The sequence below is a fragment of the Methanomicrobiales archaeon HGW-Methanomicrobiales-1 genome, assembly GCA_002839675.1.
In the GTDB taxonomy this organism is placed as follows: domain Archaea; phylum Halobacteriota; class Methanomicrobia; order Methanomicrobiales; family Methanospirillaceae; genus Methanoregula.
This window is the reverse complement of the sequence record PGYM01000001.1, coordinates 128,093-139,610: the sequence shown is the minus strand read 5'-3', so window position 1 is coordinate 139,610 and position 11,518 is coordinate 128,093. Positions and strand designations below refer to the sequence as shown.

General features: G+C 51.9%; 11 protein-coding genes. 5 read left to right on the top strand and 6 right to left on the bottom strand.

The genetic code is table 11. The features are described from left to right. Window positions 1–190: 190 nt before the first annotated feature. Window positions 191–1,450, bottom strand: a complete 1,260-nt coding sequence (hisD, locus tag CVV30_00705) for a histidinol dehydrogenase (protein ID PKL69926.1) — start codon at window positions 1,448–1,450, stop codon at window positions 191–193. 138 nt (window positions 1,451–1,588) lie between these two features. On the opposite strand from hisD, the gene CVV30_00700 reads away from it, so the two are divergent. Further along, entirely contained in the window at window positions 1,589–2,488 is a 900-nt protein-coding gene (locus tag CVV30_00700) for a nitrite reductase (GenBank protein ID PKL69925.1), read from the top strand. Between the two features lie 165 nt (window positions 2,489–2,653). Here the strand turns inward: CVV30_00700 and CVV30_00695 are convergent, their stop codons facing one another. Further along, the gene (locus CVV30_00695; GenBank protein PKL69924.1) at window positions 2,654–3,355 is read right to left on the bottom strand and encodes a hypothetical protein; all 702 of its coding nucleotides are present in this window, start codon (window positions 3,353–3,355) and stop codon (window positions 2,654–2,656) included. A gap of 260 nt (window positions 3,356–3,615) precedes the next feature. Here CVV30_00695 and CVV30_00690 point away from each other — a divergent pair, with 260 nt between their 5' ends. Next, a complete protein-coding gene (locus CVV30_00690; GenBank protein ID PKL69923.1) occupies window positions 3,616–4,737 on the top strand; it encodes a sulfate transporter in 1,122 nt (373 codons plus the stop codon). A 69-nt stretch (window positions 4,738–4,806) separates the two neighbouring features. On the opposite strand, the gene CVV30_00685 is transcribed toward CVV30_00690, so the two are convergent. The 3 genes from CVV30_00685 to CVV30_00675 form a co-directional block, all read right to left on the bottom strand. Continuing rightward, complete coding sequence (locus tag CVV30_00685) at window positions 4,807–5,844, bottom strand: tungsten ABC transporter substrate-binding protein (GenBank protein PKL69922.1); 1,038 nt, start codon at window positions 5,842–5,844, stop codon at window positions 4,807–4,809. 161 nt (window positions 5,845–6,005) lie between these two features. Continuing rightward, window positions 6,006–6,344 (bottom strand): hypothetical protein, encoded by a 339-nt coding sequence (locus tag CVV30_00680; protein PKL69921.1) that lies wholly within the window; start codon window positions 6,342–6,344, stop codon window positions 6,006–6,008. Window positions 6,345–6,457: 113 nt separating this feature from the next. Beyond that, on the bottom strand, window positions 6,458–6,661 hold the full coding sequence (locus tag CVV30_00675) for a hypothetical protein (GenBank protein ID PKL70918.1): 204 nt from the start codon (window positions 6,659–6,661) through the stop codon (window positions 6,458–6,460). Window positions 6,662–6,798: 137 nt separating this feature from the next. Between CVV30_00675 and CVV30_00670 the strand changes: the two genes are divergently transcribed. Further along, on the top strand, window positions 6,799–7,611 hold the full coding sequence (locus CVV30_00670) for a uridylate kinase (GenBank protein PKL69920.1): 813 nt from the start codon (window positions 6,799–6,801) through the stop codon (window positions 7,609–7,611). Between the two features lie 383 nt (window positions 7,612–7,994). Further along, complete coding sequence (locus tag CVV30_00665) at window positions 7,995–8,408, top strand: hypothetical protein (protein PKL69919.1); 414 nt, start codon at window positions 7,995–7,997, stop codon at window positions 8,406–8,408. A 110-nt stretch (window positions 8,409–8,518) separates the two neighbouring features. On the opposite strand, the gene CVV30_00660 is transcribed toward CVV30_00665, so the two are convergent. After that, window positions 8,519–9,133: a formylmethanofuran dehydrogenase gene (locus tag CVV30_00660; GenBank protein ID PKL69918.1), complete on the bottom strand. Its 615-nt coding sequence runs from the start codon at window positions 9,131–9,133 to the stop codon at window positions 8,519–8,521. A 315-nt stretch (window positions 9,134–9,448) separates the two neighbouring features. Here CVV30_00660 and CVV30_00655 point away from each other — a divergent pair, with 315 nt between their 5' ends. After that, window positions 9,449–11,518, top strand: a complete 2,070-nt coding sequence (locus CVV30_00655; protein PKL69917.1) for a formate dehydrogenase subunit alpha — start codon at window positions 9,449–9,451, stop codon at window positions 11,516–11,518.

The following is an 11,518-nucleotide window of genomic DNA, read 5'->3' as shown; positions in this document are numbered from 1 at the left end:
TGGTGAGCGAAGGTGGGTCAGTGAGGGACAAATGTAATCTGCGCCGATCATTTGTCCGGAGCGATGTCAACGTTGCTGGAAAAACCGTATTGCCCTGCCGTACTTCAGAGATGCACTGATGCGGGAACCATCGCAATAACAGGGTTCTCTTGAAATGATGAAAACAAAAAAAATATTGACGTATCGTTTTTTAGCAGCCTTTCCGGCCGAAATCCCTGCGCACCCGCACGGATTCTGCATGGGCGTGAAGGCCTTCTGCATCGGCAATCGTCTCAACGATATCGCCAATCGTCTCAAGCCCGTCCCGGTCAAGGATCTCGACCGATGCGGTCTTGCAGAAATGGTTCACGTCAAGACCGGAATAGGTCTTTGCATACCCTGCGGTGGGGAGGCAGTGGTTGGTCCCCACGGCATAATCCCCGCAGGCAACTGCCGAGTAGCGCCCGACAAAGATTGCCCCGGCGTTCTTCACTCTCGTGACAACGGATAAGGGGTCGGCAACCTGTATCGAGAGGTGTTCAGGAGCAACAGCATCCGATGCAAAGATCGCTTCTTCCATCGTGTCGGCAATGAAATACCCGGAGTTGTTAAGCGACTGTTCGATGATCTCTTTCCGGGGGGCAACCTTTGTCATCGCTTCTATCTCGCGGCCGACTTTTGCCGGGAGGGCCTTATCGGTCGTGATCAGGATACAGGCAGCATTGGGGTCATGCTCGGACTGGGCAAGGATGTCGGCAGCAACGATACGGGGATCGGCGGTTGCATCGGCAATGATCCCAATCTCGCTGGGGCCGGCCGGGAAATCGATCTCCACCTTTTCGCGGAGCATCATCTTTGCCAGCGTGACATACACGTTGCCGGGCCCGACAATCTTCTGCACGGGCCGGATGGATTGGGTTCCGAGCGCCATCGCGGCAACTGCCTGTGCGCCACCGGCATTATAGATCTCGGTGACACCGGCAATGTCCAGTGCAACAAGCGTTAATGGCTTGATCGGGGGCGGGGAGCAGGCGCAGATCTCCTTTACCCCGGCAACCCGGGCGGGTACCGCACACATAAGAGCGGATGACGGGTATGCGGCCCGGCCTCCGGGAATGTAGAGCCCGACACGGTTTAAGGGCGTGGTCTTGACACCGAGCACGATACCCGGTTCCATCTCCTGCAGCCAGAGGTCGCGGGGCTTCTGGAGTTCGTGGAAGCGTTCGATGCGGGCATGGGCCTCGATCAGGCTCTCGATGATCTTCGCATCAACCTGCTCATAGGCATCCTCGCGCTCATCATCCGACACGGTTACATCGGTCAACGCACAGTGCTTCTTTGCCAGATCAATAAGTGCAGCATCCCCTTCGTTCTGCACGCGGCCGATGATCTCTGTTACGGTGGCCCGGACATCCTCGAGGCTTGACTGCCTTCCCGCGATCCACGCATCGATCTCCACTGCCTTCCACATAGTGCCAATATTTTCGGCAGGAAAGGTTGTTAAGGTTTCGTCAGTTTTTATAAAAACAGGAACTGCCCTGCATCTGCTCTGCGCAGGGTTCATGTCAACACATCAGCATTAATTACCCGATTTTACCATTACTGATCAATGCGCACGAATTTTGGCATTCATATGAAAGGGGGCGTCATCACCGAACGGAATGCAGACTTCTGCACCATTCGCATCAGGGCCCCGGCGGGTGTTTATTCGGTCGAACAATTACGGGGGATCGCAACCATCGCGAAAAAATACGGGACGGGTACGGTTCACTGCACCACCCGCCAGACTTTGGAGATCCCGCATGTCAATCCGGCCCTGTTAAAAAAAGTTGAAAAAGCACTTGCAAAGAACGGAACCCCGGTCGGTTCGGAACGGGACGAGATTGTAAACATCATCGCATGCCCGGGCATTGAACGCTGCAAATTTGCCAATATCGATACCATCGGCCTTGCAAAAAAGATCGATGAGAAATTGTTTGGAAAAGAGATGCCGGTCAAGATGCGCATCGCATTGTCGGGTTGCCCGAATGCCTGCACCAGTCCCATGCTCAACGAGATCGGGATTATCGGGAGAGTCCGGCCCCTCAGGACATCCGGCCGCCTCTGTACGGGATGCGGAAGCTGTGTCGAGTACTGCAAGGAAAAGGCGATACGGATTAAAAACGGCATCTCGGTACTCGATGAAACGAAATGCGTGGACTGCGGAGTGTGTATCCAGTCCTGCCATTTTGACCTGATTGAGGCAGAGCACCGGCATTTTCTTATCACGGTCGGCGGGAGGAGAGGGAGGCATCCCCGTATCGGCAGGGAACTGATGACGGTTGAGACCGAAGAAGAGGTACTTGCCACCATTGATAAGATTGTCAACTGGGTGTACCGCCGTGCCTGGAGCGGAAGGCTCCTGTCCGAGCAGCTCGATGAGCTCCATTTCGAAAAATTCCGTCAGGAGATTATTGCCCAGGGAAAACCAGCGGCAAACGACAAATCAGCAAAAAAACCAGTCTCCTAAGGGATTTCTTTTTTTTTTGATTTTTTTACGATTACCGGCGGGCCGGAAAGAAAAAAGCCCGTAGTTCATTGTTCCGCAGTTTCATGAAAATCTCCCGCTGCTCGCGGAGCTGTCAGGAAACAGGAGACATTTTTAAAGAACGTTAAAAAAAAGAATTCGCAGGAATCAGGAGCGTTCCTTCCTGATTGCAAGGACACCTGCAATACCCAGTCCGATAACAATGAGGGAGAACGGGAGGGGTGATTTTGTGGGTGCCGGGATAGGCGATGCCGTTGGTGCCGGATTGAGGGTTGCATAGAGAGTCACAGACTGTCCCGGGCTGGGGACACTTGTCAGGGCAGCGGTATAGGGCAGGTACCCATTCATCGATACAGTATAGGTCTGGTAGGGTGTGCCGGTAGTATAGACCGGGACCGTTAATGTTCCCTGGGTGATCACGCCAACAACCTGGTTGTCGAACGAGACGGTTGCACCATTTACGTTACAGTTGACAACGTACCATCCCTGGCCGCCACCAATAACTGCAGGAGTCGTGGGTGCAGCTGCATTCAGGGTAGCATACACATCGAACGTCTCTCCCTTCCCGGGCATGGCGGGGATAGGACCGTTGTAGGTTGTGTACCCGGGGCTGCTCACGGTGAATGATTTTATCGGGGTACCGGTGCTGTAAACCGGAACGGTGAGAACTCCTGAGGATATCACACCTTCATACGTACCATCGAAGTAGACCGTTGCTCCATCGACATTACAGTGCACGGCAATCCAGCCCTGGTTCCCGCCAATCGGCTCAGCAGCAGATACTGCCGAAAAGCCTGCAAACATAAGCATAACGACAATTAACGCTAGATAAATACGATTCGTCTTCATCACAATACCTCGTTTATACAGGATAAAGGCGAAATAGGTATAAAAAATAATCTTCCGGTGAAAGAGCTTGCAATGGGAAAGGGAATTGCAGGACAAGGATCGTTCGGGTTTGGAAATGATAAAGATACAAAAGAATCATTCAACTATTAGATAAAAAATATCAGGTGCATAATTTCTTTAAAATTGGTTAACAAAGCACCTGCGCCAGATCGGTAATGACTGACAAAATCCTGTTCCCATGAGTAAAGCCCCTGATATCCGTGTCCGACACAGCCCTACCTCCACTGAGATTCAACCTCTCCGAGCTGGCGGGATCGCTCGGGGATTTCGGGACAATCATCCCGCTCATTCTTGCCGTGGCACTGGTCTCGGATGTAAACGCCCGGTATATCCTCCTCTTCTTTGGGATCTGGTTCATCCTCACCGGCCTGTATTACCGGCTGCCTATCCCGCTCGAACCAATGAAGGCGGTGGCAGTGATCGTGATCGCGGGATCCATCGGCAGCGGGGAGATCGCCGCTGCGGGTCTGATACTCGGGGTCATCTTTCTTGTGCTCGGCTATGGCCGGTTCTTCGCGGTCATCGAAAAATGGGTGCCGCAGAGCATTGTGCGGGGAATACAACTCGGACTTGCCCTGCTCCTGTTCCGCTCATCGCTGGGGTTCGTAGTCAAGGATCCCACGTTCTTTATCATTGGCATCGCCATCATCGCGGGCTTTTATCTCCTTGCACGGTATCGTTCAATTCCGGACCTGTCAGCGATCGTGGTAATAGGGGTTGGCCTTATTGCGGGAATCGCACTGTACGGAGTTCCCCCTATCAGCCTGATCCCTGCACCGCAGCTCATTTTACCCATCCCTGCGGATTTCTCATCCGCTTTCTCGACACTGGTGCTTCCCCAGGTAGTTCTTACCATCTCCAATGCCATCCTTGCCACTTCCCTCCTGACAAAAGATCTCTTTGGAAAGGATGTCCCGCCAAAGAAATTCTCGACAAGCATCGGTCTTATGAACATCTTCTCGGTCCCGTTCGGGGGATTTCCCATGTGTCATGGTGCCGGCGGGATGGCCGGGCAGTACCGGTACGGGGCCCGGACCGGCGGTGCAAATATCTACGCAGGCCTGATTTTCATCATCCTTGCCCTCTTCTTCTCATCCCCCCAGGTCCTCTCCATCATCGCTGTCGGCGTGCTGGGGGCCCTTCTCGTCTTTGTCGGGATCGAGATGAGCCGGCACAGTTTTAAGACCGATTCCCTGCTTATCACGGGCGTCATTGGTATACTCGCCCTGGTCAGTTCGATGACCGTCGCATTTATTGTCGGGATGGTTCTTGCCTATATCACCTACGGGATTAAGAAGAAGTCCGGACCGGATATCTGCTGATTACCTTCGGTCCTGGATTAAACCCTGATGTGACGGGGAAAATCTTTTCCCGTTTTAAAAAAGGTGAAATTATTTTGTACTGGCTGCCGGGGCAGCAGTAGTTACCGGTACGGTGGTTGCAGCAGGTGCCGGTGCGATCGCTGTTGCCGGTGTGCTGTAATCCCCTACCCAGCCCGCAGTTGCGGTCGGAACCTCGACACTCATCGGGATGAAGAGGGATTTTCCGTACTTGTCGACACCAAAGGCGCCGATCTCCGTCTGGGTCTGCGGATCAATGAGGAAGTTGACGAAATTGTTGGCCATCTGGATCTTGTCGGCCGGCTGCTTGTCGTTGTAAACCGTCATCACGCTGTAGATGTTCAGCAGGCTTGCACCTTTGCTGACAACCGGTACCAGGTTGAGATTGTTCTTGTATGCAAGGAAGGTCCCCTCATCGGTCAGGACGTATGCACCTTTCTCGTTTGCCATCTGGAGCGTCTCTCCCATACCCTTGCCCGCTTCTAAATACCAATCCCCGGACTTCTGGATCTGGGTCGTGTAATTGTATCCAGCCTTGGCCCAGACATTTTTCTCGGCGGAGTGAGTACCGGAGCCGTCACCACGGGATACGAAGAAAACACCTGCGGTCTTGTTGGTGCCTTTCAACCGGAGTGTCGTCATCGCCAGCTCGGGGGTCATATCCTTGATGCCCGCCGGATCCGCTGCCGGGCCTACAATTACAAATGAGTTTGAGGCAAACGAGCGCCGGTTCAGGCCATAACCGCCTTTCATGAATGCCAGTTCCTGGCTTGGTGAGTGGACGAGCAGGACATCGGCGTCACCATTTTTTGCCAGCTCAATTGCCTTGCCGGTTCCCTGTGAGGTTATCTTGAGCTGGACATTATACTTCTTCTCGAATATTGGCTGGAGATAGTCGAGGAGGCCGGTATCGTACAGGCTCGTAGTCGTTGCGATAAGGAGCGTCTGCGGTGCGGCTGTTGTCGCGACTACCGTAGGGGTGGCCGCGGGGGCGGGCGTAGTCTGGCTCGTACATCCTGCAAAGCAGGTCACAAGGAACAGCAGAACAAATACTGCTGCAATAAATCCAACATGCACATTTTTTGTCATAGTTAAACCGGATTACCGGTAGGCCAGAACACTATTCAATGTTTCTTTTTCATACAGGTTAAAAACATCTGGTTACCAACTGGTTATCAAATGGTTTCAATGATTTGTTCTTGACATTGAAACGTTGTTAACAATAATTAAAAGTGAATTATGCTGCAAGCTCAGCATTTTTTGAGCAATTCTTCGAAAATTGCCGCGCCCAGGATCTCGCTGCTTTCCTTGCGGTACTTTTCCTGCATAAGTGCTATCATTTTCCGGCTGCCTTTTGCGGTTGTTAAAATTCCCACCCGTTCTGCCCGGGTGACCAGCTCCTCCTGCTCCATCATGGCAAAATAGGGCAGTACGTAATAGTGCTGGACATCTAAAAACTCGGCAAGTCGCCGTGTTGTCGGGAACTTCATCCTTATAGTATTATCAGCAAAGGAAACGGTGATCGACCGCTCCAGCAGCTGGATACGGACTGCGGCATCAAAGAGGATATCAACGGAAAGGGCTGCCATGAATGAACTTCATGAAATAATTGAACATACTCCCATAAAGAGCATTAGCAATCGATCGTGACAGCATAATCCTCTGATACCGGCCCTGCCATGGACCGGTGTGACGAAAAAAGTTAATGTTTCTTCTTGTGTTCATCATCTACCGGCTTCATGAACACGACTTCTGCGCCAACATCTTTTGCGATCTGCTCGACTTCGAATTTCCGGAAATGGGTTGCCTCAATCTGGAGCTGTCCACCGGTTACGGCAACAATGCGATACTTGGGTGACTCGACACCTTCTCCAACTTTTTGGCGCTCACGCACATAGATCTTCATGGTCTTTTCCTCCCTGCCATTCTTCAGCCCGGAGCATATGAATTTTTTCTCGCGGGATAAGTACTGGCCCTGATATATCAACTGGTTTACGTGGGCTTATAACTATGCATGGTGATAGGCTAGATGGCAGACTAATCATGAAAAAGCGGTTTGAACTCGAGAGCGGTCTCCAGGGTGAGACCCTTGTCCGGAAAGGCATGATGAAGACAAAGAGGAAAGCATCCGAACAGATCCGCATTGCCCCTGACATTAACATTGTCAAGATAGGAGGGCATGGTGCAATCGATTACGGGCGCGAAGTGATGTACCCCCTCTGCGAAGAGATCGGGGAGGTATCCAAAAAGCACAAACTTCTTGTCGTCACTGGCGGGGGCGGACGGGTCCGCCACATCATGGACATAGGAATGGATCTCGGCATGCCCACCGGAGTCCTTGCCGAGCTCTCGGCAAAGATCTCTGAGCAGAACGCAATAATGGTCTCAATCCTCCTCTCAAAATACAGCGGGACGCGGATCCACACCACCGATCTTCTCGAACTTCCCATGCTCTTGAAACTCGGCATACTGCCGGTCATTCACGGAACACCGCCGTACGGACTGTACGAGCATCCGGCGCGGAACGAAGTGATCCCCCCGCACCGCACCGACACCGGCGCGTTCCTGATCGCAGAAGTGCTCGGAGCAAAGAACTGTATCATCGGCAAGAATGTCGACGGCCTGTATACCGAGGATCCCCGGAAAAATCCTGATGCCGAGCTCATTCGGGATATCACGGCAAAGGAACTGATCGACATGGATCTAGAAGACATGGTCCTCGAACCCATGGTAGTCGAGTTACTTAAAAATGCAGTCAATATCCGGGAAGTGCGGATCATCAACTGCCACAAACGCGGAAATATCGAAAAAGCAATCAACGGGAAAAATACCGGAACAATCATCCGGGCAGAATAACCTGCATCTTTTTTACTGCCGGGGCGGCCGCAATAGGTGTGATACTATGACGACAAGCGGCCGCATCCGGGAAATGAGGAATAGATCAAGTTCAGACATCGTGGCATGATGCCGGATACCGTGAAACGGTTTTTTTTAACCTGACCTGCCCGTTCTCCTGGGCAAAAGAGTATTATTTTCTTGTTAATAAAAGGGTTTTGTTAATTATTTTAGTTTAATAAAGTTGTTTCACGGTTTTTCTTGAGACCCGGAATTTTCACGTAACAATTTGAAATATCAGATAACGATATCCCTTAAAAGAAGTGTAAAAATGAATCATTGTTAGTTAAATGTATTTAACATAATATTTTTATTTTTAAACAAAGTAAGTTAACTGATCACATATGGGTATCTGCACCGACATTATGCACGATTTTGTATTGCAGGAGATAAAGCACATCTACTCGACCTTTGATGGCTGGAAAATAACCCTGAAAAAGAAGGGGACTGGGTATGATACGATTGTTCTTGTAAAACGGATGAACAACGGATACCATGAGATTGTCAGGATCCTGGTCACGTTCAAAAAAGAGGTGACACTGGATATGATTGACGAGCTGATCCACCCGGAGCCGGTATTTGACGGAACCATACCGCGCTATGATTATGCAATCATCGTGCCGGCCCATGCAGATACATCGAAGTTACCAAAAGATCTGAAAATTTTTGTTATGAAATCCTTTGCCTTCGAGGGTAAGGAACTGGCCTGGATAAAAAAACCTGTCCGGAAAACAGAAACACCCGGCGTCACGCCGTAAATATCCCTTTTTTTATCCCTTACCCGCATAGCGGTTTCTGAACGTTATACAGGTCCTGTCGTTAACCGATGAAAAAAGGTATGATTTGTTCGTGAGCCGGATTTCCCAGATTATATCTTCTCATAATATTTCATGGATCCGCAGGCACCACAGCGATCCCCTTCAATCAGGTAATCGGGAACTGTCTCGCCGCAACAGGGACAGGTGACCGAGGACCATTTTTTCTTCTTCTTCACCATGACTCGAACCCGTTCAAAGGAGAGAATGTTTCGCCCGGCACGGAAGATCTCGTCTTGCAGTCGCCCTTTCATAGTATCTTTGTCATATGCCGGGCTGTTGGCATACCAGACATTGATCGTGGAATAGTTCCTGAGTTTCTCCAGGTCCACAAACACCCTCACCGCCTCAGCAGTTTCGCCATCGGAAGAGGCGTTCAGGGTAATGGCAAATTTCCCGATAGGCACAACTTTGAGCCGGTTGTTTCCGGTTGTACAGTGGGCGATTACCTGCAGGGCATCCGGGAGGCACTTGGGAGTCTCGCAGACACCGTAGAGTTTCCTGTCGGCAGTCACCCTGAGCAGCTCCATCGCATAATCCACCATGAAAGCCCCGATGAGGACACCGGGTGCCGGGTAGGTATGGAATTCTGACAACCGAAGCACATCTTTCTGGAGCTCTGGCTGTACCCCGCCTTTGTCCATGCTGGCTTTCAGCGCTTCGGGCATCTCTTCAGGGTGAACTGCTTGCATGGATTAACGGTTGTCTATAATGTAATAAACATTTTATGAAAAACAATTGATTGTAATAAACACAAATAATTGGAGTAAACCGGGCACGACCACAAGCAAACCCCCAGTTAATCTCCACTTTCAGGATGTTTTTCATAATCTATAAATATCACATTTACTCAGATCAATAATCAAGCAAAATTAATTAACAGATTTTGCGGGTTGCCGACACGCATCATAACGTGTTGTGTATACACGGGCGCCCCGGCCATTTTCTGGCGTGAAGTTCCCGTGAAATTATGGTGATAGAAGATGAGCGAACTCAATCCTGATTCTCTTAAATATACAACAACGACTTGTCCCTACTGCGGGGTTGGCTGCGGCCTTAACCTCGTATCCAGGGGAAATGAGCTCGTTGGTGTCGAACCGTTCAAGCGGTCCCCGATCAACGAAGGCAAGCTCTGCCCGAAAGGCACGACCTGCTGGGAAACCGTCCAGAAGGAAGGCCGGCTGACCAAACCCCTGATCAAGAAGGGCGACAAGTTCGAGGAAGCCTCGTGGGACGAAGCCATTGACCTGATCACAAAGAAGTTCAGCGAGGCTCACAAACAGGGCGGCCCCAAGGCGCTGGGTTTCCACACCTCGTGCCGTACCGTCAACGAGGACTGCTATGCCCTGCAGAAGTGGGCCCGTGTTGCCTTCCAGACCAACAACGTTGACAACTGTGCACGTATCTGCCACGGCCCGTCCGTTGCAGGTCTCTCGCTCTCATTCGGTTCCGGTGCAGCCACCAACACATTCGAAGATGTGCTGAACTCAGACCTCATCGTCATGTGGGGTTCGAACGCAGTCGAGGCCCACCCGCTTGCCGCCAGGCGTGTAATGCAGGCCAGGAAGAAGGGGATCAAGGTCATTGTCGTTGACCCGCGGAAAAGTGCAACAGCAAAGATTGCCGATGAATGGATCCCGTTCACCCCGTCAACCCACATTGCCCTTGCCAACAATATGATGTACTACATCATCAAGGAAGGCCTCGAGGACAAGGAGTACATAAAGGAGCGCACGAAAGGCTTCGAAGACATGAAAAAGACCGTCGAGAATTATGCTGACGCCACAAAAATCCATGGTGTCCCGCAAGAGAAGGTCAAGGAGTTTGCCCGCCAGTATGCAAATGCAAAGAATGCAGTCATCATCTACTGCCTCGGCATCACCGAGTTAAGCACTGGTACCGACAATGTCCGGTCCATGGGGAACCTCGCGCTGCTCACCGGCAATGTCGGACGCCCCGGTGTCGGTGTCAACCCGCTCCGTGGCCAGAACAATGTGCAGGGTGCCTGCGACATGGGTGCATACCCGAACGTCTTCTCCGGCTACCAGGCAGTTGCCGTCCCCGAGAACCGTGCCAAGATGGAGAAGGCATGGTTCATGAAAGAAGGAACCCTTCCCGACTGGTACGGTGTTACCTTAACCGAGCAGATCACCCAGTGCGGCGACCCGATCAAGGCGATGTACATCCTCGGCCTGAACCCGGTCGTTTCCTATCCTGACTCGAACCACGTCAGGAGATCCTTGGACAAACTCGACTTCCTCGTTATCCAGGATATTTACTGGACCGAGAGCTGTGAGTATGCAGACGTAGTCCTGCCCGGTACCTGCTTTGCCGAGAAAGACGGCACATTCACCAGCGGCGAGCGCCGTGTCAACCGGGTCCGGAAGGCCGTCAACGGTCCCGGCGAATCGAAGTACGACTGGGAGATCATCGGCATGCTGGCAAAGAAGATGGGCCTCAAGGGCTTTGACTGGAAGACCGCAAAGGATGTCTGGGACGACATGCGTGCAGTCACCCCCGGCCAGTTCGGCGTAACCTACGAGAAGATGGAAAAGCCCGAATCTGTCCACTGGCCCTGCCCGACCATCGAACACCCGGGAACACCAATCCTCCACGTAGGAAAGTTCTCCGCAGCGGATGGCAAGGGCACCATGTTCGGACTTGAATACCGCCCACCCGCAGAAGTCGCCGATGCAGAGTACCCGTACACGCTGATGACCGGGCGTTGTATCTTCCACTACCACACCCGGACCCAGACCGACCGGAGCCCGACCCTGCACAACGATGTTCCCGAAAACTATGTCCAGCTCAACACGCAGGACGCAAAGGAACTCGGCATCAGGCCGTACGAGAAGATCAAAGTGACCAGCCGTCGTGGTGAATCCATCGCTGTTGCACGGGTATCTGAAGATGTAGCCCCGAAAGTGCTTTACATGCCCATGCACTTTGTCCATGGAGCAAACGATCTCACCAACACTGCGCTCGACCCGCTCTCCAAGATGCCGGAACTCAAGCACTGTGCTGTCAAGGTTGAGAAGATCGTGGAGGCCTGA